Origin of the sequence: Senegalimassilia anaerobia JC110 (assembly GCF_000236865.1) — a bacterium.
Classification (GTDB): Bacteria; Actinomycetota; Coriobacteriia; order Coriobacteriales; family Eggerthellaceae; genus Senegalimassilia; species Senegalimassilia anaerobia.
Genome location: NZ_HE611015.1, coordinates 299767 through 321387, shown reverse-complemented (window position 1 = coordinate 321387; position 21621 = coordinate 299767). Strand labels below are relative to the sequence as shown.

Below are 21621 nucleotides of genomic sequence, written 5' to 3'. Positions count from 1 at the left end.
CAAATCCTCCTTTGGGAAATTGGGTTCGGTTCCTTCAACCGAATCCCTTTGACGCCACCCATTTTGCGCACTTTCAATGCTTTGGTCTAATGCATGAAATCTAGCGGTTTCTTGGGCAAATCATAGAAGCGATGCATAGTAAGCCATGCATGCCGCATATAATCCCAGGTGAGCATGAGTAAGGGGGATGGGGAAGATATGTTGGATATATGAATCACCCGATGTTGTTATATGGGACAGCTGAAGCAAAGTGTCCAAATCAGTGGTTCAGGAGGTCTGATTGCTACTACATTAGCATCATTTATACCCCTTGACATTTGACTGCGGTCAGGTGGCTTCGAATTCTGGTTTAAAGGTCGATTTCAAGCGGTAAACAGTGGATATCTGCAGTAGTGGGATATTATGTAGCTCTAACGGTCTACGAGTTCTTACTCATTGTTTATGATTTGGATCTGAATCCTGGAAGGCGGGGGGAGTTGCTATGAATGAACGGTTTGCTGCATCTTTGGCGCCCGCTCTGTCCTATTACGCTGCGCTTTCACCTGCTGCCGGGTTCCAGGGCCGTTGCGCTATGAGCATCCCCGCGGATATCGAAGGCAAGCGGGTCCTTGATGTTTGTTGCCGTAAAGGCAAGGGGGCTTTCGCTTTGGCGGATGCCGTCGGGCCCTCAGGCTACGTCATCGGCGTGGACCCCGATACGGATAATGTTGCTGCCGCCTGTGCTGCGGCGCCGAAGAATCATCGGGCTGGTTCGTCTTGGGAGCGTCACCTTCGTTTTTCGCTTGCGATCCCCGAAAACCTTTCCCAGGCCTGCATAGAAGATGCATCGTTCGACCTGGTCTATATCAACAGCGTTTTGAACCTTGCGTGGTCGTTGCCCGTCGCGTTGGCCGAATTCGCCCGGGTGTTGGCGCCCGGGGGAAGGCTCTGGGTCGCGCAGGGCGTGTTCGCCGTGGGTGACTTGGACGCGCAAGGGGGGCCTGCGGTTATCGGGGACGGCGCGGATGCGGCGCTCGGAAATGATGTGGGCGTGCCCGCAGTAGGTGCGCCTCTTGCGCATCGCGGAGGGCGGGATTCCGCGTTGAGCGGGCATGCGACCATGGTCGGCGAATCGAGTTCGATCGATGTCTTTTCCCAAGCGCGTTCGTGTGCCGTGTTCGAGCAGATGTGCTTGGAAGCGGGTTTTTCCTCGGTTTCCTTCTCGTCCATAGCACCGCTTGCCGGTGAAGATCCGTGCGACGGGGAATGCCCTGGCGGCGCAACGTTTTGGCTGGCAGATGCGTGCGCAACCATATAACGTGGTTCAGATGTTTCAAACCGGCGCATATTGCGTTTTATGGTGAACTTGCGTCTGAGGACGCCGGTGCTGGTAAATCGATGTTCCGTATGGTATAAAAGTTTTGCATTGCAGCAAGCGCGCGACGGCGCGCACCATACTTTCGCAGACGGAAAGTGGGTTTTTACCCGCTTTTTTGTATGTTAGGGCACAGAAAGGAGCTTATGAGCGTGCTCAGCAAGAAGGAAACCGAGCTGCTTGACGCGCTGGAGCCCCGTGCGGCGTCCGAAGGCGTTGAGATCGTGACCGTGCAGGTCGTAGGCGCCAAGAAGGCGCCTACTATTCGCGTGTTCATAGACACGCCCGAGGGCGTGAGCTTCGATGAGCTGGCGAAAGCGCAGGCATGGATCAACGACATCATGGATGCGCTCGACCCGTTCCCCGGAGCCTACACCCTGGAGGTGTCCTCGCCGGGCATCGACCGCCCGTTGCGCACGGAGCAGCATTTCGCGCGTTACGCCGGTCAGCAGGCCGTCGTGAAGCTCGCCCATCCCATCGACGGGCGCAGCAACTTCACCGGCACGATCGTCTCGGCCGATGGCGGCAACGTCGTCATGGACGTCGACGGCCAGCAGGCCGTCCTGCCGATCGACCAGATGAAACGCGCCCATCTGAAGGGCATCGTGGATTTCAGCTCCTAGCCGGGGCTGTTTGGAGAAAGGAAGCTAAAACGTGGCAAGTTCTGAGTTGATCGAGGCTTTGCAGGCCTTGGCCCATGAGCGCAAGATCGACGAGTTCTATCTGATCGACCGCTTGGAAGCCTCCCTGGCCAAAAGCTATCAGCATATCCTCGACCTCGAGTGGGACGCTCGAGTGACCATCGACCGCCAGACGGGCAAGATCTACGTCTACGAGCTGGTCCCGGTCGGCGAGCCCGACGAGGAGACCGGCGAGTACTCCGAGTTCGAGGAGCGCGACGTCACCCCCGCCGACGTCAGCCGCATCGCCGCGCAGAACGCCAAGAGCGTCATCAGCTCCATCGTTCGCGAGGCCGGCCGCCAGTCCATTTACGAGGAGTTCGCCGGCCGCGTCGGCGACCTGGTCACGGGTGCCGTGCTGCAGGGCACGCCCGATTTCACCATCATCAAGATTCGTGACGGCGTCGAGGCCGAGCTGCCGCATTACGACGTGAAGCGCTATCCCGGCGAGCGCAACGAGCGCCCTGCCGGCGAGCACTATCGCCACAACCAGCGCCTCAAGGTGCTCATCATCGAGGTCCGCGATCCCGGTTCGGACGCCCCGCGCATGCGCGGCGAGCAGGCCCGCCCGGCCATCGTCGTGTCCCGCACGCACCCCGACCTTATCCGCCGCCTGTTCGAGATCGAGGTTCCCGAGATCTACGACGGCCTGGTCGAGATCAAGTCCATCGCCCGCGAGCCCGGCGCCCGCTCCAAGGTTGCCGTCACCTCCCGCGAGCATAACCTCGACCCCGTGGGCGCCTGCGTCGGCCCCAAGGGCAGCCGCGTGCGCATGGTCGTCGAGGAGCTGCGCAACGAGCGCGTCGACGTCATCCAGTGGGATGAGGACCCGGCCCGCTACGTGGCAAACGCCCTTTCCCCGGCCAAGGTCGATCGCGTCCTGGTCGACGAGGAGAACAACTACGCAACCGTCATCGTGCCCGACGACCAGCTGTCGCTGGCCATCGGCAAGGAGGGCCAGAACGCCCGCCTGGCCGCGCGCCTGACCGGTTGGCACATCGACATCAAGTCCGCCAGCTTCACCGGCGCCCCGCTTCCGAAGACCGAGAACATGCTTATCGATGAGGATGACCTCGAGGACGAGGAGGAGCTGTGCGCTTACGTTGACGAAAACGGCGTCCGCTGCCGCAACCATGCCCGTCCCGACAGCTGCTTCTGCGGCATCCACGACGGCTTGGACGAGGAATAGGCGTCACATATGGCAACGGCAACCAACACGGGCAAACGACAACGCAGCTGCATCGTCTGCGGCGCGCAGGCCGATAAAAACGGCTTGCTGCGCATCGTACGCACCCCTGAAGGGGCCGTTGCGTTCGATGCCACCGGCCGCGCACCGGGCAGGGGCGCCTATGTGTGCTCCGCGGAATGCTTCGCAGCCGCGTGCAAGAGGAACAAGCTCGACCGAGCGCTTAAGGCGACGCTCGGCAGCGATGATTACGACCGGATCGCCGCCGATATCGCCGCGCACGCGCGCGACGCGAGGGAAATGTAGAGGAGTGGTATATGGCCAGCATGCGAGTACATGAGTTGGCGAAGGAGTTCAACATGTCCAGCAAGGACATGCTCGATAAACTCCACGAAATGAAGATCACCGCGAAAAGCCATGCCAGCATGCTGGCTGAGTCCGATGTGGAGAAGGTTCGTCAGAACCTGTCCCCTGAAATCAAGGAGCGCGCGGGCGAGCTTCCGGCCGAGGAGGCCAAGCAGCTCGCCGAGGAGCGCGCCGAGGCCAAGCGCCAGCAGGCCGAGGCTGAGCGCGCCCGCCGCGAGGCCGTCGAGCAGGAGCGCGCGGCCCGCGAGGCCGAGCGCGCCAAGCGCGCTGAGAAGGGCGGCCCTGCGGCCAAGCCCGCCGCCGTCAAGCCGCAGGCAAAGAAGGTGACTAACAATCCCTTCGAGAGCCTGGCAAGCCAGATCGAATCCGAGAAGGAGCGCGTGGCCCGCGAGGCCGCCGAGCGCAAGGCTCGTGCCCGCGCCGCCGCCATGGCCAAGGAAGTCGCCAAGAAGCAGGCCGTCGAAGAGGCCCTGCGCAACCGCAACTCCAAGGGCTCGGCCCACAAGCCCGCAGCCGCGGCCCCCAAGCGCCAGGCGCCGGTGCTCGGCGCCCGCAAGTCCAGCTTCGACAGCCTGCTCTCCCAGATCGAGTCCGAGAAGCAGCGCATCGAGAAGCAGAAGGCCGAGCAGCCCGCCCGCGGCGCCGATGCCAACAAGCAGCAGCGCGGCGCCCGCAAGCACGGCAAGAAGGGCATGCACGTCGAGCAGCACGTGCCCGAGCTCGAGCAGCAGGCATCGGGCGAGGACCGTTACGCCCAGATGGCCGTGAAGGCCGAGGAGCTGCAGCGCGACAAGGTGCTCGCCGAGGCGCGTGCCGCCGTCGCCGCCGCCAACTCCCATGAGGGCGAGGGCCGTCGTAAGAAGCGCAAGCAGAAGCGCGAGGCCGAGGCCCGCGAGCGCATGGAGATGGAGGCCATCGAGCGCGGCCTCGATCCCAGCCTCGTGCTCGACGATTCCGTCGTCGAGATCCCGCAGGGTTCCACCGTGGCCAAGTTCGCCGAGCTTCTCGGCGTGCAGCCCAACGACGTCATCAAGCGCCTGTTCATGCTCGGCCAGGTGCTCACGCTCACGCAGTCCATGTCCGACGAGCTCGTCGAGCTCATCGCCGACGACATGGGCCGCAAGGTTCGCGTCGTGTCCCCCGAAGAGGAGTTCGCCATCGTCTACCACGATAGCGACGAGGACCTCAAGCCGCGTCCGCCCGTCGTCACCGTCATGGGTCACGTCGACCACGGTAAGACGTCGCTGCTCGACGCCATCCGCCACACCGGCGTCGCCGAGGGCGAGGCCGGCGGCATCACGCAGCACATCGGCGCCTCGGTCGTGCGCATCGGCGATCGCCAGATCACCTTCATCGACACGCCCGGTCACGAGGCCTTCACGGCCATGCGCGCCCGCGGTGCCCAGGTGACCGACGTCATCGTCTTGGTCGTCGCCTCCGACGACGGCGTCATGCCGCAGACCATCGAGGCCATCAACCATGCGAAGGCCGCAAACGTGCCGATCGTGGTCGCCGTCAACAAGATCGACAAGCCCGGCGCCAACCCCGACCGCGTGCGCCAGGAGCTCGTCGAGTACGGCGTCATCCCCGAGGACTGGGGCGGACAGAACATGTTCGTCAACGTCTCTGCGAAGAAGAAGCTGCACATCGACGACCTGCTCGAGACCATCCTGCTGCAGGCCGACGTGCTCGAGCTTCGCGCCAATCCCGATGCGCTGGCCTCCGGCTTCGTTATCGAGGCAAACCTCGACAAGGGCCGCGGCCCTGTAGCCACCGTGCTCGTGCAGCGCGGCACGCTGCATCCGGGCGACACCGTCGTCGCCGGCACGTCCTACGGACGCGTCCGTGCGCTGGTCGACCCGCGCGGTCAGCATGTCGAGGGCGCCGCGCCTTCCTACCCGGTCGAGATCCTGGGCCTGAACAGCGTCCCGGTCGCCGGCGACGAGTTCCGCGTGTTCGAGGACGAGCGCGATGCCCGCAAGCTGGCCGAGGAGCGCGCGCTGCGCGCACGCCTGGCCGAGCAGGAGACCAAGTCGCACATGAACCTGGACGACCTGTTCAACCGCATCGAGGAGGGCAAGCAGACCGACCTGAACCTTATCGTGAAGGCCGACGTGCAGGGCTCCATCGAGGCGCTGCGCGACGCGTTCAACAAGATGGACCAGTCCGAGGTCAAGATCAACATCGTGCACTCCGCGGTCGGCGGCATCACCGAGACCGACGTCACGCTGGCTGCGGCTTCCGACGCCATCATCATCGGCTTCAACGTGCGCCCGACCGGCAAGTCCAAGCAGCAGGCCGAGAAGGAGAAGGTCGATATCCGCCTGTACCGCGTCATCTATCAGGCCATCGAGGACATCAATGCGGCCCGTGTGGGTCTGCTCAAGCCCGAGATCGTCGAGGAGGACACCGGTACCGCCGAGGTCCGCGAGACCTTCAAGGTCCCGAAGGTGGGCACTATCGCCGGTTGCTATATCACCGACGGCGAGCTGCATCGCGACGACAAGATCCGCCTCGTGCGCGAAGGCACCGTTATCTTCGAGGGCGAGCTTGCATCCCTGAAGCGCTTCAAGGACGACGTGAAGGCCGTCAAGCAGGGTTACGAGTGCGGCATCGGCATCGCCGGCTATCAGGACCTCAAGGTCGGCGACACTATCGAGGGCTACACCATCAAGGAAGTTGAGCGCACCGAGTAATCAGCGTTAGCCGCCTGCAAGGGCGGAGCGCGCTCGGCGTTTGAAAGGGCTCCGGCATTCGATCCGGTTCCGGCGCCGCAAGACACGTTCCCCTGCGTACGCGTCTTGCGGTGACGGGGCGGATTCGAGGCCGGGGCCCTTCTCGCTACCTTTGAGGTGCCCTATACTTCATGTATCCAAACCTGTCCCTTCAGAGGAGCTGTATCTATGAAGCAAGGTTCCACTAACCGTAAAGTCAATCAGCAGGCGCGCGAGGTCATCGCGTCCATCCTACTGTTCGAGATCTCCGACCCGCGCCTGTCGCTGGTCACCATCACGGGCTGCGAGGTCAGCTACGACCGCAGCGTCTGCAACGTCTTCTACACCGCCGATCGCGGCGAATACGAGGAAGTCGCCGAGGCCTTCGAGAAGGCCTCGGGCCGCATCCGCTCGCTCATGGCGCGTCAGCTTTCTTGGCGTGTGGCGCCTGCGCTGCGCTTCATTCTGGATAAATCCGTGGATGAGGCCGAGCGCATTGCATCCGCTCTCGAGCGCGACGCCGAGCGCAATCGCGAATCGGCCGCCATCGCCGCCGAGCGCGAGGCCATCGAAGCGGCCGAAGAAACCGATCAGGAATAGCGGGGGATCGCCGCTATGACCGTAACCCCTCAAACGAACTGCACGCTCGAGCAGCTTGCCGATGCTCTGCGTCCGCTCGACGACTTCGTCATCTGCGGCCATGTTAGCCCCGATGGCGACTGCCTAGGCTCCCAGCTCGGCCTTGCCGCCGCGTTGCGCCAGCTCGGCAAGCGCGTGACCTGCGTGCTGGTCAAGGACGAGCCCATCGAGGAGAACCTGCTGCAGCTGCTGCCGGGAGCTGCCGATATGGTGCCGGTGTGCGAGTATGACGGCCCTGTCGGCGCCTTCGTCGGCGTGGACGTTCCCACGCGCGAGCGCATCGGCCAGGCGGCGTGCGGCATCCTCGATCGCGCGCAGGCCTCGTTCACCATCGACCATCATGCGGTCGACGAGCGTATGTGCGAAATGGCCTACGTGGACCCCGATGCCGCTTCCACCACCTTGCTTATCTGGGAGCTTTCGGGGATGCTCGGCGTCTCGCGTTCCGGCGATCTGGTCACGTGCTGCTACACGGGCCTGGTCACCGATACCGGTCGCTTCCAGTATCAAAACACCGATGCCCGCTGCATGCGGCTCGCATCCCAGATGGTCGAGGAGGGCGCCGATCCGGCATCCATTTCGCGAGCGGTATTCCAGAACCGCACGCTTGCCTCCATGCAGCTTGAAGCCCAGGCGGTCTCGCGCGCGGAGTTCCATGAGCGGGAAGGGTTCGCCATCAGCTACCTTACGCTTGCGGATTTCGCCCGTTTCAAAGCTGTGAAATCGGATGCCGAGCCGGTCATCAACGCGCTGCGTTCCATCGCCGGCGTCAACGTCGCCTGCATGCTTCGCCAGCACGATGACTGCATCCGAGGCAGCCTTCGGGCGAAAGACGATACCGATGTGTCCGCCATCGCTCGCAGCTTCGGCGGCGGCGGGCACGTTGCCGCGGCAGGCTTCACCATGCATGGCAGTATGCAGGAGGCCGTTGATCAGGTGCGTGCGGCGCTGCAAGAGGCGGTGTGCGCCAGGTGAAGCGAGGAGAATCGGGGCTGTCGCTGGTAGTCGGCGTCGACAAGCCCAGCGGCATGACGTCCCATGACGTGGTCAATCGCTGCCGTCGCATCTTCGGCGAGAAGCGCGTCGGCCATACGGGCACGCTCGATCCGCTGGCAAGCGGCGTGCTGCCCATCTGCATCGGCCCCGCCACCAGGTTGGGCGCGTATCTGACCGGGCACGACAAAGCGTATCGGGCCACCATCGCGTTCGGCGTTGGGACTGATACCGACGATTGCGAGGGTACGGTCACACGCACCGGTGAAGCGCCGGTGGAAGTCGGTGACCGTAGCTTTGCGGAGCAGGCGGTCGAGCAGATGCTCGGGCAGCAGAAGCAGATGCCGCCGGCGTATTCCGCCATCAAGGTAAACGGGAAGAAGTCCTACGAAGCTGCCCGCGAAGGCCATATCATCGAGCTTTCTCCGCGTGATATCGAGGTGTATTCCGCGAAGCTCATCGCCGTTCGTCCGGGCGTTGGAGAGCAGCTTCCCGAGTGGGATGTTGAGTTCCGCGTGTCGAAGGGCACCTATATCCGCGCGTTGGCGCGCGATCTTGGGCACAAGATCGGGTGTCCTGCTCATCTGGCTGCACTCAGGCGCCTGGAGGTCGGCGGCCTCACGCTTGACGAGTGCGTGCCGCTCGAGGCGCTTGAGGAGCTTAAGCTGCGTGCCGCCTTGGACCCGGTGCGTTTACTAGGCGTCCGCTTCGCTTACGTGGAGGGCGCCGCCGCCCAGGCCGTGGGTAACGGCAACGTGCTCCGTGCGGCCGATTGCCAGCTGTTCGAGCGCAGGCGCACCACGGCCCAGGCCGAGATGTGCGCTTGCACCGCCGGCGTGCGCGAAAGCATGCAAGCCCCGCAAGAGGGCGAGGTTATCGCGGTCATCAGCCAGAACAAGGTTGTGGCCTTGTATCAGTACGACAGCAAGCGTGCATCGTTCAAGGCATGCTGCGTGTTCCAGACGGGGGTGCTTCGTGGCGCAGATCTTTAAGGCCGACGAAACGTTCGATCGCGGGTATTTCCAAGGCGCCTCGTGCGCGTTTGGCGTGTTCGATGGCGTGCATCGAGGCCATAGGTTCCTTTTGTCGTGTGCGCAGGATACCGCGCGCGAAAACGGCGGGAAGTCCATCGCGCTCACGTTCGACATCGATCCTGACGAGATGTTCCATGCCCAGCGTCTCCGCAAGCTCATGTCGAACGAGGAGCGCTTGGAGATGCTCGCGCAAACCGGCGTCGATGCTGTGGTCGCCCTTCCGTTTACGCGCGAGTTTGCGGCCAGCTCGCCCGAGGAATTCCTGGTCCGCACGTTCGGTACCGGTGTTCCCGCACATCTGCACGTGGGTTTCGATTTCCATTTCGGCGCGAAAGCCGCCGGCGCGGTGCCGGAGCTGCGCACGTGGGCCGATGGTCACGGCATGCAGGTGCATGCGCATGACCTGAAAAGCGAGGACGGCGCCCCCATCACCGCCACGCGCATCCGTTTGCTGTTGGCAGATGGGAAGCTCGACGAGGCGAATCACCTGCTCGGGCGCCCGTATTTCATGACGGGTATTGTGCGCCCCGGCCGCGGCGAGGGCGCCGATATGGGCATCCGCACCGCGAATCTCGAGGTTCCCGACCAGATGCGCCCGCTTTCCGATGGCGTGTACGGGGCATATGCGCACGTTGATGGCAAGCGCTATAAGGCCGCGGTGAACGTGGGCGTTGCGGCAACCTTCGCCGATCGCGCCACGGCAACCTGCGAGGTCCATATCCTCGACTTCGACGGTGATATCTACGGCCAGTACATGAAAGTCGAGTTCATGAAGTGGCTCCGCCCGATGCGCGCCTTCGACGATATCTCCGAGCTCATCGCCGCCGTCCAGGCCAACATCGATTGGGTGCGCGAGAACCTTTAGCGTTCGTAAGGGACGCGTGCCTTGTTGATGGGGCGGCATCGAACCGGTGTCGAAAACCTGTAAGGAGATGCTGCGATCGATCGGGTATCGATTGCAGCCTCTCCTTTCGCGTTATGGCGCGCTGGTGCCGGTATCGCGTTACGCATGTTCGCGCGATTCGCGCTAACGTCTCCTAACGGCGTTTTCGCCTTCGATTCCCCCTTCCGTTGAAGCCAAAAAAAGAAGCGACCCGATCGGGTCGCTTCTTTTTTTGGCGGTGATATGAGTTGTGGCCCTTACACGATACCCTGGGTCATCATGGCGTCGGCGACCTTCAGGAAGCCGGCGATGTTGGCGCCCATGACGAAGTTGCCCTCGTGGCCGTACTTCTTGGCGGTGTCGTCCACGTTGTGGAACATGCCGCGCATGAGCTGCTCGAGCTTGCCATCGACCTCTTCGAAGGTCCAGCTCAGGTGCTCGGCGTTCTGGCTCATCTCCAGGCCGGAGACCAGCACGCCGCCGGCGTTGGCCGCCTTGCCGGGCATGAAGGCCACGCCGTTTTCCTGCAGATACTCGGTGGCGTCGAGCGTGGTGGGCATGTTCGCGCCCTCGCCGACCACCTTGCAGCCGTTGGCCACCAGGGCTTTAGCGTCGTCGAGATGCAGCGTGTTCTCGCGTGCGCAGGGCAGTGCGATATCGCAGGGCAGCTGCCACACGCCGCGGCCGTCGCCCTCGTGCCAGGTTGCGTTCGGACGCTCGTCGACGTACATGGCCAGGGACACGCCCTTGTCATGGCCGGAGCGCTTCTTGTTGTACACGTGCTCAAGCACCTGGTAATCGATGCCCTCGGGGTCCTCGACCCAGCCCTTGGTGTCGGAGCAGGCCAGAACCTTGCCGCCAAGCTGGGAGACCTTCTGGACGGCGTAGATCGCCACGTTGCCGGAGCCGTGCACGACGACGTTCTTGCCCTCGAAGGAGTCGCCGTTGGACTTCAGGTACTCGTCGACGAAGTACACCAGGCCGTAGCCGGTGGCCTCGGTGCGGGCCAGAGAGCCGCCGAAGGACAGGCCCTTGCCGGTGAGCACGCCGGTCCACTCGTTACGCAGGCGCTTGTACTGGCCGAACATGTAGCCGACCTCGCGGCCGCCGACGCCCAGGTCGCCAGCCGGCACGTCGGTGTTCGGGCCGATATGGCGGGAAAGCTCGTTCATGAAGGACTGGCAGAAACGCATGATCTCGTTGTTGGACTTGCCCTTCGGGTCGAAGTCCGAGCCGCCCTTGCCGCCGCCCATGGGAAGGGTGGTCAGGGCGTTCTTGAAGATCTGCTCGAAGCCCAGGAACTTCAGCATGCCGAGCGTGACGGTGGGGTTGAAGCGCAAGCCGCCCTTGTAGGGGCCGATGGCGGAGTTGTACTCCACGCGGAAGCCGCGGTTGACCTGGACCTTGCCGGAATCGTCGACCCACGGGACGCGGAACTGGATGATGCGCTCGGGTTCGATGATGCGCTCAAGCAGGGCGGCCTCCTCGAACTCCGGATGCGCGTCGAGTGCCGGCTGCAGGGTGCCCAGGATCTCAGTGGCTGCCTGGATGAACTCGGGCTGCTCGGCGTTTTTCGCCTTGACCTGCTCGATGATGCGCTCAGCGTAAGTCATTGCGTGAACCTCCTAGCGGATGCGGTGTTGTGTTAACGGGTTGCATTATAGGTTTCGGAATTCCCTCGAAACGGTATATTAACGAAGCCGAAACAATGGGCGGCGACCTGCGGCGGACGGGCGTTTGCCCGGCGCGGGCGGCTTTCCTCGTGATGCGCCGGCTCCTACTTTCGTGCTGTCCGGATGTGCGTGCGGCGGGTCGCCTGTGCTCGGCGTAAGATGCTTGCTTGCAGTGTCGCGCAATCGGCATTGCGCCGTGCCGGTGCGCATGCGGTGGGCGGTTCGTGAGGGTTGTCTGAAGGCGTCCGTCCGCATGCTTCGTGGCTTGTCATAGGGCTACAATCCCATATCCGCGCAAAGGGAAAAGGGAAGGAAGCGCTCTGTTTCATGACAAGGTTTGTGGATAGCAAGCTTACGCTGCGGGAATGGTTGCCCCTGATCGGCATCACCGTTTCCGCGTTCATATTCAACACCTCGGAGTTCATGCCCGTCGGCCTCCTGACCGGCATCGGCGCCTCGTTCGGGACGAGCGAGGGCGTGACGGGGCTCATCATCTCGGTGTACGCCTGGGCGGTCATGCTGCTGTCGCTTCCCCTTATGATATTGGGTTCCCGTTTGACGTTTCGGCCGCTTATGCTCCTGGTCATCGGCGTGTTCTGCGCCGGGCAGGCGCTTTCGGCCTTGGCGCCCAGCTATGGTCTGCTCATGGCAGCGCGTTTGGTGGTCGCCTGCGCCCATTCGGTGTTCTGGGCCATCGCAGCTCCCGTAGCGGTGAAAGTCGTCGACGAGAGGCACGCGCCCATGGCCGTCAGCGCCGTGGTTACCGGTTCGGCGCTTGCCATGGTGGTCGGGTTGCCTCTTGGTCGCATGGTGGGGCTTTGTCTGGGTTGGCGCCAGACCTTCGGCTGCGTGTGCGCCGTTAGCGCGCTGGTGCTCGCGTACTTGGCGGTGGTGTTCCCGAAGCTCCCTGCCAGCAAGCCCTTCACGCTTAAACAGCTTCCCGGCATTTTGCGGAACAAGGTGCTCATGGGTATCTTCCTTGTGACGGCTTTGTATGCCATGGGATACTACACTGGTTATAGTTATATCGAGCCGTTCCTGCTGCAGGTCGGCGGTATGGACGAGCAGGTTGTCACCATGGCGTTGGTGGCCTTTGGTATCGCTGGCCTTGTCGGAAGTGCGATATGCTCACGGTTCTACCGCGGCCATCGCTGGGCTTTCGCCGTATGGGTCGTTGCCGGCGTTGCGTTGGCGCTTGCGCTCCTGCGGCCTGCCGCTCTTGGAGTCGTCGGCGTGTTCGCCGTGTGCATGCTGTGGGGCATCGCCGGATCGGGGTACTCCATCGTCTATCAGGCCGAGATCATCGAGTTCGCAAGCGATGGCGAGCAGACGGTCGCGATGGCCATCTTCTCCGGCATCTTCAACCTCGGCATCGGCACGGGCAGCTTCATCGGCGGCGGCGTTTGCACGTTCGGCACCATCGCCCATGTGGGTTACGTGGGGGCCTCCATCGCGCTCCTTGCCTTACTGTACTGCGCATTCGTGCTGATCAAACATATGAGAGCCCAGAGCTCAAAGTAGGACATGAGAACAATTGTTCGAAATCTATTATATCGATATAGAACAGGCGTTCCCTATTTGATATACTCCTCGTTATGGATTCTATGACGACATATCGTGCAATGGGCAGGCTCGATGAAGAGCCGCAGCTCAATGCGGCCCAACAGCAGGCCGTTACGGCAACGGAAGGCTACGTGCGCGTCATCGCGGGTGCCGGCACGGGGAAAACGGCTGCGTTGACGCAGCGGTTCGCGTACTTGGTCAATGAGCTGGGCATTTTGCCGGGCAACATCCTGTGCGTCACCTTCACGAACAAGGCCGCCAACGAGATGCGCAGGCACATCCGCCGCCTTACCGGCGATCACGACACCGGCTATATCAACACGTTCCATGGCTTTTGCGTTTCGATTCTTCAGGAAGATTCCCATGCTGTACGGTATCCGAAAAGCTTCCTGGTGCTCGACAACTCGGACATCGATGCCATGCTGCAGACCATCTATGAAGAACGTGGCCTCACGTTGCGCGATATGACGTTTTCCGCTGCGCGCGACATGATCGAGATGCAGAAGCTCAAAGAGCATCCCAGCTACTATCTGGACATGCTCGAATGGTCTATCGCCGAGTTGCATGACCGGTATATGCAAGCTGATAACGTGCGCGACATCATCTTCTATGGGTATCTTTACCAGGAACGGAAGTGCTTCGGGCTCGATTACAACGACCTGATCGTATTCACGCTCTACGTTTTCGAGCGGTTCCCCGACATTTGCCTTAAATGGCAGCAGCGGCTGGAATACATCATGATCGATGAATTCCAGGATATCGATGCGCTGCAATACCGGCTCATGGAGGTGCTGCAGGGCTATCACAAGAACCTGTTCGTGGTCGGCGACCCCGATCAAACCATCTACTCGTGGCGTGGCGCGGACGTGAAGCTGCTGCTTGATTTCGATAAGCGCTTCCCTGGCACGCGCACCATCATGATGCTCGAGAACCATCGATCGGTGCCTCAGGTGCTTGCGGTGGCGAACTCGCTTATCGCGAAAAACCATATGCGTATCCCAAAGGACCTTGTCGCCGCGCGGCGCTCGTTCGGTCCGACGGTCTGGCATCATGCCGTATCGCCCCAGGCCGAAGCGGCGTGGATCGCCGAAGGCGTGGCCGCATTGCATGGCAAGGGGGTTGCTTATCGCGATATGGCGGTGCTGTATCGCGCGCATTATGCATCGCGGTCGGTCGAAGAGGCGCTTTTGAAGGCGGATATCCCGTATTCGCTTTTCAGCGGTGTGCCTTTTTTCGGTAGGAGCGAGATCAAGGATGCGCTGTGCTATCTGCGCCTTATCGCGGTGGGGGATGACTTGGCGTTTCTGCGCGTGGCTAACGTGCCCAAGCGCAATCTCGGCCAACGTCGCATGGCGCATCTGCGGCAGTATTGCGACGAACACGGATGCACCATGCTGCAGGCTCTTGAGGCAACATGCGAGGATGACATCTTCAAACGCACGAAGGCGAAACAGCTTGTGTCACTCGTGCATGGTTTTCGCAGGTCCGTTGAGGGCCGCCCGGTGTCGGAGGTGCTTTCGGCGCTGCTCGACGAAAGCGGCTACGAGCAGATGTTGCGCACCGAGGGAAGCCAGGAGCGGCTCGATAACCTTGCCGAGCTGAAGCAGTCGGTGCATGAATTCGAGGCAACGTGCGGAGAAGAGGTCACGCTTGACTGCTATCTGCACCACGTAGCCTTGCTTTCCAATGCCGATATCGCAGATGCATCGAAGGATAACGTGCGTCTTATGACCATCCATGCTGCTAAGGGCTTGGAATTCAGCCACGTCTTCGTTTGCTCGTTGTCCGAAGGTGTGCTGCCGTCGCGCAAAACGCGTACGGTTGAGGCTATGGAGGAGGAGCGTCGCCTCGCGTTCGTGGCGTTCACGCGCGCCAAGGACGGGCTGTACCTTACCGAGGCCGAGGGCTTCGGCCATCAGGGAGCGCCGCGATATCCGTCGCGGTTCCTCCTCGATATCGATCCTGCGGCCTTGGAGTTTTCAAATAGGCCTGCTGACTCCCAGCTCGATGACGCCCGTAGCGCTTATGAGGCGACCGATCGTTGGATCGCCGACATGGCCGGGCAGGCGTCCATCGAACCGGGTACGCGCGTTGCCCATAAAGCGTTCGGACAGGGCGTGGTGCAGGGCATCGACGAGCAGAAGCGGGCCTATATCATCGTATTCGACGATTTGGACACGCCGCGTTGCATTTCGTTTCGCGTCAAGCTGGAGGTAGTGTGAGCAAGCCGGAGGAATTCCAACGATATAGCCGAACCTCGGGTTTCACCGAAGGCGGTTCGGGAAAGGCGCAGGGTATCGCCGGGGAAGAGGGCGTTCATGCCCCGGAAGGGGAGACGTTCGAGCAGAAGCTCGCGCGCATCAAGCGCGAGCTTGATGCGGTGCCGACCCTTCCTGGTGTGTATCTATGGAAAGACAAGCACGGGCAGGTCATCTACGTCGGCAAGGCCAAACAGCTTCGTGCTCGCATGCGCCAGTATGTCAACTTCCAGGATGAACGCGCGAAGATCCCGCTGCTCGTCGAGCAGATCTGCACGTTCGAGTACATCGTGGTGGGCAATGAACACGAGTCCTTGGTGCTCGAGAAGAACCTCATCAATCAGCACGCCCCCTGGTTCAACGCCGACTTCAAGGACGATAAATCTTACCCGTTCATCGCTATCACCAAAGGCGATGTGTTCCCTGCGATCAAATACACGCGTGAGAAGCATCGTGCAGACACACGCTATTTCGGTCCCTATACCGATAGCCGCGCCGCTCGACGCATGGTCGACATCGCAAGGCGGGTGGTGCCGTTGTGCTCTTCGAGCTGCGCTGATTGGCGTTCGCTAAAGCGCAAACTGGAAAAGGACCCGCTTGCGTGCTTGGCCACCGACGTCCGTCCGTGCTTCGATGCGCATGTGGGTTTGGGGCCCGGGGCGTGCTGCGGTCGCGTCACGCCCGAGCAATATGCCGCCAACGTCAGCCGGATCGAGCGCTTCCTCTCGGGCAACCATCGGGAGTTCGTTGAGGAGCTTTCGCAGGAAATGCAAGAGGCTGCGGCTGAGCTTGATTTTGAGAGGGCGGGTCGTATCAAGGCTCGAATCGATACGATAAACGGGCTATGCGACAAACAACATGCGGTAAGCTCTCGCAACCTTGATGCCGATGTCATCGGGTTTTTCCGCGAGGAGACCATCGCCGGCGTGCACGTGCTCATGGTGCGCGAGGGTCGTATCATCAACAGCAACGAGTTCGTGCTCAACCGCGGGAACGATGTTCCCGACCAAGATCTGCTGCACATGTTCCTGCTGCGCTACTACGATGCCACCACGTCCATCCCGCACGAGGTGGTCGTTCGCGTCATGCCCGAGGATGCCGAGGCCATGGAGCAGTGGCTTACCGGCAAGCTTGCTAGTGCGCATGGCGCCAAGGTGCGCATCTCGGTCCCGGAACGCGGCGAGAAAGCGGATCTGGTCTCCATGGCCGAGCAGAACGCCAAGCACACGCTCATGCGTTACAAAGTGCGCACGAACTACGAGGATAAGCGCATCAACGATGCTTTGCTGCAGCTGGAGAGCGCCTTGGCGCTCGATGCGCCGCCGATGCGCATCGAATGCTTCGACATTTCCACCAACCATGGCACCTATACCGTCGCGTCCATGGTGGTGTTCACCAACGGAAGGCCCGACAAGGGACAGTACCGACGTTTCAAGATCAAAGCTCAGCTTGACGAGGCGAACGATTTCCTGTCCATGCAGGAGGTTATGAGCCGCAGGTATTGCGCCGAGCGCATGGCCGATGAACGGTTCGGCAAAAAGCCCGATCTTATCATCTTGGACGGCGGCCTACCGCAGCTCAATGCCGTCATGCAGCAGTTCGACAGCATGGGAATCCATGATATCGCCTTGTGCGGCCTGGCTAAACGCGATGAGGAGCTGTTCGTGCCGTGGCAGGATACGGGTCCGGTGGTGCTGCCGGGCGGTAGCGCCAGCTTGTATCTGGTCAAGCAGGTTCGAGACGAGGCGCACCGCTTCGCTATCGAATTCCATCGCCAATTGCGCGGCAAGGGCATGACGGCAAGCATCTTGGACGAGGTCGAAGGCTTAGGTCCGGTGCGCAAGAAGGCGCTTCTCAAACACTTCAAGAGCTTCAAACGGCTCAAGGCTGCAAGCCTGCAAGACATCCTTGATGCCAAGGTGGTGCCCGTCCAAGTCGCCAACGAGCTGTATACGGTGCTGCAGCAGTATAATGAGCAGACAAGAAATGAAATGGTCGTCGGCGGGGAAGGAGATTCGTGACATGACCGAGGTTGCAAGCGAGCTTGAGAACATGCCCGAGCTGGTTATCGTGAGCGGCATGAGCGGTGCGGGGCGCACCGAGGCCATGCATGCGTTCGAGGATCTTGGATATTTTTGCGTGGACAACCTGCCCAGCGCCCTTATCGGGAATCTGCTGGCCTTAACCGGCATGCCCGGCCAACCCGATAACCATCGACGCATCGCCGTGGTGTGCGACGCGCGCAGCGGCGGCTTCTTCAAAAGCTTGATGGAGGAGCTCTCAAAGCTCAAAAGCGCCGGCGTCGATTATCGGGTGCTGTTCTTGGATGCCGATGATGAGAAACTCATCGCACGCTACAAATCAAGCCGTCGCCGCCATCCCCTATGCACCGACGGCAGCTCCATCGCAAACGGGATCGAGCGCGAGCGCGAGATGCTCTACGATGTGCGCAAGCAGGCGCACCACGTCATCAACACCACCGATATGATGCCCGCTCAGCTGCGCAGCACTATCCGCGCGCTGTTCGCTCCCGGCGAGGAGCGCCAGGGCCTGCAGGTCACGGTGTACTCGTTCGGCTTCAAACACGGCGCCCCCGTGGATGCCGATCTGGTCATGGACGTGCGATTCCTTCCCAATCCGTACTACGATCCCGAGCTGCGTCCCCTCACCGGCCTTGACAAGCCTGTGCGAGATTACGTGCTGTGCCGATCTGAAACCGAGGAGTTCCAGAAGTGCTGGCGTGCGCTGCTCGATTGCGTCATGCCCGGGTACGTGGCGGAGGGCAAGCAGCAGCTCGCCATCGCCGTCGGGTGCACCGGCGGTCAACATCGAAGCGTGGCCCTTGCCGAGTCCACGGGGGAATATCTCAAGCAGAAGGGTTATCGCGTCAGCGTCGCGCATCGCGACCTGAAACTTGCCGAAGGCGTCGATGGACAGCTCATCAACGCTTCTGCGAAGCCGGTCGAAGGCCGATAGGATGAGCGAGATGCTACACGAAAGCCATATGGAGGGCGGTCATTTCCCCCATGACCCGTCCATGACCGAGGCGTTCGCGCCGTTGTATGCGGCAGATCCCGTAGTGCCGGAGACCAGCAGCTTGAAAGCCGTGGTCATCGGCGGCGGGACGGGTGCGCCCGTTTCCATTCGCACGCTCCTTTCCATGGGCGTGGAAACCTCCGCCGTGGTCGCTATGGCCGATGATGGCGGGTCGACGGGCATCTTGCGCGAACGGGCAGGCGTCACTCCTCCGGGCGATATCCGCAAGTGCATATGCGCTATGGCGGCCGACCCCGAGGACCCGCTTACGCGCGCATTCAAATACCGGTTCCCGTTTGCCGACAATCATACGCTGGGCAATCTCATGCTTTCCGCGCTCGAGGACGCCACGGGCGAGTTCCCGCAAGCCGTTCAGATCTGCGAGCGCTTGCTCAACGCGCGTGGACATGTGTACCCTTCAACGCTCGATCGCGTGTCGTTGGTCGCGCGCACGCGCGATGGGCGCTATATCGAGGGCCAGGCGGTTGCCTGTCATTCGCGTACGGCGCTTGCACACGTGCAGTTGCGCGGTCAGGGCAAGATCCAGGCATACCGGCCGGCGCTCGATGCCATCCGCAATGCCGACCTGATCGTGCTTGGGCCGGGGAGCTTGTTCACGTCCATCATCCCGAACCTGCTGGTCCCGGGCGTGGTGGATGCCATCCGTCAATCGAAGGGGGCAACCCTGTTCGTCTGCTCCTTGGCGGACATGCAGGGCGAGACATGGGGCCTTACGGCGCGCGAGCATGTCGAGGCGTTGCTCGCGCACGGCATGCGCGGGCTGCTTGATTACGTGCTCGTGCACAGTCCGTTTCCCGTTCGCCCCGACGCTTCCGAGACGGGCACCTTCCGTGCGGTCACGGGGGTTAACGTCGGCGATAGCCGATTCACGGTCGCTCCGGGCGAGGAGGCGGGAAGGCGCGTGCGCCCCGTGCGCATAGACTACCCGGATTTGCGCTCCATTCAAAGCAAGGGCCCTGTCGTACTTGTCCGCAACTTGGTCGATCCGCAGCGTCCCACCTGGCATGACCCGTTGTTGCTGCGCGAGGCGTTCACGGGGGTGTTGCGCTTATGTCGTTCACGGCAGAGGTAAAAGACGAGCTTTCGCGCGTGCCGGCAACGTGCAGTCATTGCGATAAGGCCGTTTTGGCTGCGCTTGTGCGCATCGAGGGCACGCTGTTCGTGTCGGGCAAGAACCGCTATCGCGTGGAGATCGCCACCGATGCCCCGTCGGTGGCACGTTTGGTCATCAAGCTGCTGCATGAGCTGTATCGGCTGAAAACCAACCTGACGGTTCGGCGAAGCGTCTTGCATAAAACGCCGAACTACCTGATCGAGGTTCCCGCCCAGCCTCAGCTTGCTGCGGCTTTGGTGGATATGGGCGTGCTGTCCCCTGAAGGCGGTCTGGTGCTCGGCGTATCCGAGCAGTTGGTGTCCAAGGATTGCTGTGCGGCCGCATATCTGCGTGGCGCCTTCCTGGGCAGCGGATTCGTATCCGATCCTCGCGGCGATTTTCATTTCGAGGTTATCGTCGAAACCGAGGAGCTGGCCGATGGCCTTGTGGATCTTCTGGCTCGCAAGAACATCAAGGCACGCATCATGCAGCGACGCAATTCCTATATGGTGTATTTGAAAAGCGGCAGCGCCATTCTTGAGTTCCTGGCGCTTGCGGGCGCTCATCAAAGCGCGCTTGCTATGGAAAACGCGCGCGTCATAAAAAGCGTTCGAAACGACGTGAACCGTCAGACCAATGCGGAAATCGCCAACCAGGCTAAAACCTCGCGCGCGGCGATCGACCAGATCCGAGCCATCAGGCAGGTGGTGGAGGCGCACGGCATGGAGAACCTCCCTCCGGCGTTGCAGGACTTCATTAAGCTGCGCGTGCGTCATCCCGAGGCGACGCTCAAGGAGCTCGGCGAGCTCGCCAACCCTCCGCTGTCGAAATCGGCGGTGTACCATCGCGTGCGCCGTATCGAGCAATTGGCCGCTGAGCTGGAGAATCAGAATCGGTAACCGGTAGTAACCGGCGTCCTGCCGTTAGGCGGGACGCGTTGGTCTGCGCTTGTCGACCGTCTGCCAAATTCGCGCCGCAAGCGTTTGACTTTCCGCTACACTAGCGTTTCGTATGGCCCATAACTTGAGTATCTGAATGAAAAGGAGATACGCAATGGCAATCAAAGTAGGCATCAACGGTTTCGGCCGCATCGGACGTCTGGCGTACCGCGCCATGGTCAAGGACCCGGAGATCCAGGTCGTGGCCGTCAACGACCTCGGCGACATCCCGACGATGGCTCACCTGCTGAAGTATGACTCGGTCCACGGCCGCGCCTTCGATACGGTCGAGGTCACCGAGGATGGCTTCGTGGCCGACGGCCATGCCGTGAAGGTCCTGTGCGAGCGCGATCCCGAGAACCTGCCTTGGGGCGAGCTGGGCGTCGACGTCGTCGTCGAGTCCACCGGCATCTTCAAGACCGGCGAGCTTGCCAGCAAGCACATCAAGGCCGGCGCCAAGAAGGTCGTCATCACCTGCCCGGCCAAGGGCGAGGACATCACCGTCGTCATGGGCGTCAACGACGAGCAGTACGACAAGGATCAGCACAATATCATCTCCAACGCCTCCTGCACCACCAACTGCCTGGCCCCCGTCGCCAAGGTGCTGCTTGAGAAGTTCGGCATCAAGCGCGGCTACATGAACACCATCCATTCCTACACCAACGATCAGAAGATCTTGGACCTGCCGCATAAGGACCTGCGCCGCGCCCGCGCCGCAGCCATGTCCATGATCCCGACCACCACGGGCGCCGCTCGCGCCGTGTCCTTGGTCCTCCCCGAGCTGGCAGGCAAGCTCGACGGCTTCGCAACGCGCGTTCCCACGCCCGACGGCTCCATGGTCGACCTGACGGTCGAGCTTGAGCGCGAGGTCACCATCGAGGAGATTAACGCCGCTATGAAGGAAGCCGCCGAAGGCGAGCTGGCCGGCGTGCTCGAGTACACCGAGGATCCCATCGTGTCCATCGACATCGTGGGCAACAGCCATTCCTCCATCTTCGACAGCAAGCTCACCATGGTCATGGGCGGCAAGTCCAACATGGTCAAGGTCGTGTCCTGGTACGACAACGAGTGGGGTTATTCCAACCGCGTGAAGGACCTTGTGAAGATCCTGCTGTAATCGGCTTAACCGCTTAACGCTATGAAGGGCCCTGGAACCGAACCTTGCCCCTTGCGCGCTGCGCCGTTCGTGC

General features: G+C 61.8%; 17 protein-coding genes. 16 read left to right on the top strand and 1 reads right to left on the bottom strand.

The features are described from left to right. Positions 1 to 481: 481 nt before the first annotated feature. From SFHG_RS04720 to ribF, 9 genes are all read left to right on the top strand, one after another. Positions 482 to 1297, top strand: coding sequence for a class I SAM-dependent methyltransferase (locus tag SFHG_RS04720; RefSeq protein ID WP_052297808.1), 816 nt, complete (start codon positions 482 to 484; stop codon positions 1295 to 1297). A gap of 209 nt (positions 1298 to 1506) precedes the next feature. Beyond that, complete coding sequence (locus tag SFHG_RS04715; RefSeq protein WP_042435194.1) at positions 1507 to 1977, top strand: ribosome maturation factor RimP; 471 nt, start codon at positions 1507 to 1509, stop codon at positions 1975 to 1977. A gap of 31 nt (positions 1978 to 2008) precedes the next feature. Then, positions 2009 to 3223: a transcription termination factor NusA gene (nusA, locus tag SFHG_RS04710; RefSeq protein WP_042434381.1), complete on the top strand. Its 1215-nt coding sequence runs from the start codon at positions 2009 to 2011 to the stop codon at positions 3221 to 3223. Between the two features lie 9 nt (positions 3224 to 3232). Next, positions 3233 to 3526, top strand: a complete 294-nt coding sequence (gene rnpM, locus SFHG_RS04705; protein ID WP_042434379.1) for an RNase P modulator RnpM — start codon at positions 3233 to 3235, stop codon at positions 3524 to 3526. Positions 3527 to 3537: 11 nt separating this feature from the next. Continuing rightward, the gene (infB, locus tag SFHG_RS04700) at positions 3538 to 6282 is read left to right on the top strand and encodes a translation initiation factor IF-2 (RefSeq protein WP_042434378.1); all 2745 of its coding nucleotides are present in this window, start codon (positions 3538 to 3540) and stop codon (positions 6280 to 6282) included. 207 nt (positions 6283 to 6489) lie between these two features. Beyond that, positions 6490 to 6900 carry a 30S ribosome-binding factor RbfA gene (gene rbfA, locus SFHG_RS04695; protein WP_042434375.1) on the top strand — a complete coding sequence of 137 codons (411 nt, stop codon included), beginning with the start codon at positions 6490 to 6492 and terminating at the stop codon, positions 6898 to 6900. Between the two features lie 15 nt (positions 6901 to 6915). Continuing rightward, entirely contained in the window at positions 6916 to 7914 is a 999-nt protein-coding gene (locus tag SFHG_RS04690) for a DHH family phosphoesterase (RefSeq protein WP_042434372.1), read from the top strand. After that, a complete protein-coding gene (truB, locus tag SFHG_RS04685) occupies positions 7902 to 8924 on the top strand; it encodes a tRNA pseudouridine(55) synthase TruB (RefSeq protein ID WP_052297807.1) in 1023 nt (340 codons plus the stop codon). The genes SFHG_RS04690 and truB overlap by 13 nt, the downstream gene beginning before the upstream one ends. Continuing rightward, positions 8908 to 9831, top strand: coding sequence for a riboflavin biosynthesis protein RibF (gene ribF / locus SFHG_RS04680; RefSeq protein ID WP_042434369.1), 924 nt, complete (start codon positions 8908 to 8910; stop codon positions 9829 to 9831). The genes truB and ribF overlap by 17 nt, the downstream gene beginning before the upstream one ends. Before the next feature lie 275 nt (positions 9832 to 10106). On the opposite strand, the gene gdhA is transcribed toward ribF, so the two are convergent. Then, positions 10107 to 11462 carry an NADP-specific glutamate dehydrogenase gene (gdhA, locus tag SFHG_RS04675; RefSeq protein ID WP_042434365.1) on the bottom strand — a complete coding sequence of 452 codons (1356 nt, stop codon included), beginning with the start codon at positions 11460 to 11462 and terminating at the stop codon, positions 10107 to 10109. Between the two features lie 387 nt (positions 11463 to 11849). On the opposite strand from gdhA, the gene SFHG_RS04670 reads away from it, so the two are divergent. The 7 genes from SFHG_RS04670 to gap all read left to right on the top strand — a co-directional run bounded on the left by SFHG_RS04670 (position 11850) and on the right by gap (position 21548). Next, positions 11850 to 13043 (top strand): MFS transporter, encoded by a 1194-nt coding sequence (locus tag SFHG_RS04670; protein WP_042434362.1) that lies wholly within the window; start codon positions 11850 to 11852, stop codon positions 13041 to 13043. Positions 13044 to 13126: 83 nt separating this feature from the next. After that, entirely contained in the window at positions 13127 to 15307 is a 2181-nt protein-coding gene (locus SFHG_RS04665; RefSeq protein WP_202898093.1) for an ATP-dependent helicase, read from the top strand. Then, positions 15304 to 17364 (top strand): excinuclease ABC subunit UvrC, encoded by a 2061-nt coding sequence (gene uvrC / locus SFHG_RS04660; RefSeq protein WP_374057410.1) that lies wholly within the window; start codon positions 15304 to 15306, stop codon positions 17362 to 17364. Before SFHG_RS04665 ends, uvrC begins: the two co-directional genes overlap by 4 nt. Before the next feature lies 1 nt (position 17365). Next, positions 17366 to 18319: an RNase adapter RapZ gene (gene rapZ / locus SFHG_RS04655; protein ID WP_114621217.1), complete on the top strand. Its 954-nt coding sequence runs from the start codon at positions 17366 to 17368 to the stop codon at positions 18317 to 18319. A 1-nt stretch (position 18320) separates the two neighbouring features. Then, complete coding sequence (locus SFHG_RS04650; protein ID WP_202898092.1) at positions 18321 to 19472, top strand: gluconeogenesis factor YvcK family protein; 1152 nt, start codon at positions 18321 to 18323, stop codon at positions 19470 to 19472. After that, the gene (gene whiA, locus SFHG_RS04645) at positions 19451 to 20392 is read left to right on the top strand and encodes a DNA-binding protein WhiA (protein WP_042434353.1); all 942 of its coding nucleotides are present in this window, start codon (positions 19451 to 19453) and stop codon (positions 20390 to 20392) included. The genes SFHG_RS04650 and whiA overlap by 22 nt, the downstream gene beginning before the upstream one ends. Positions 20393 to 20546: 154 nt before the next feature. Further along, positions 20547 to 21548, top strand: a complete 1002-nt coding sequence (gene gap, locus SFHG_RS04640; protein ID WP_042434350.1) for a type I glyceraldehyde-3-phosphate dehydrogenase — start codon at positions 20547 to 20549, stop codon at positions 21546 to 21548. Positions 21549 to 21621: the final 73 nt, after the last annotated feature.

What these genes read in the sequence shown, in the direction of transcription:
- SFHG_RS04665 (WP_202898093.1), top strand. Translation starts at nt 13,127, where the DNA reads ATGACGACATATCGTGCAATGGGCAGGCTCGATGAAGAGCCGCAGCTC.
- whiA (WP_042434353.1), top strand. Translation starts at nt 19,451, where the DNA reads ATGTCGTTCACGGCAGAGGTAAAAGACGAGCTTTCGCGCGTGCCGGCA.
- gap (WP_042434350.1), top strand. Translation starts at nt 20,547, where the DNA reads ATGGCAATCAAAGTAGGCATCAACGGTTTCGGCCGCATCGGACGTCTG.
- SFHG_RS04650 (WP_202898092.1), top strand. Translation starts at nt 18,321, where the DNA reads ATGAGCGAGATGCTACACGAAAGCCATATGGAGGGCGGTCATTTCCCC.
- rbfA (WP_042434375.1), top strand. Translation starts at nt 6,490, where the DNA reads ATGAAGCAAGGTTCCACTAACCGTAAAGTCAATCAGCAGGCGCGCGAG.
- SFHG_RS04720 (WP_052297808.1), top strand. Translation starts at nt 482, where the DNA reads ATGAATGAACGGTTTGCTGCATCTTTGGCGCCCGCTCTGTCCTATTAC.
- gdhA (WP_042434365.1), bottom strand. Translation starts at nt 11,462, where the DNA reads ATGACTTACGCTGAGCGCATCATCGAGCAGGTCAAGGCGAAAAACGCC.
- SFHG_RS04690 (WP_042434372.1), top strand. Translation starts at nt 6,916, where the DNA reads ATGACCGTAACCCCTCAAACGAACTGCACGCTCGAGCAGCTTGCCGAT.
- rnpM (WP_042434379.1), top strand. Translation starts at nt 3,233, where the DNA reads ATGGCAACGGCAACCAACACGGGCAAACGACAACGCAGCTGCATCGTC.
- infB (WP_042434378.1), top strand. Translation starts at nt 3,538, where the DNA reads ATGGCCAGCATGCGAGTACATGAGTTGGCGAAGGAGTTCAACATGTCC.
- SFHG_RS04670 (WP_042434362.1), top strand. Translation starts at nt 11,850, where the DNA reads ATGACAAGGTTTGTGGATAGCAAGCTTACGCTGCGGGAATGGTTGCCC.
- rapZ (WP_114621217.1), top strand. Translation starts at nt 17,366, where the DNA reads ATGACCGAGGTTGCAAGCGAGCTTGAGAACATGCCCGAGCTGGTTATC.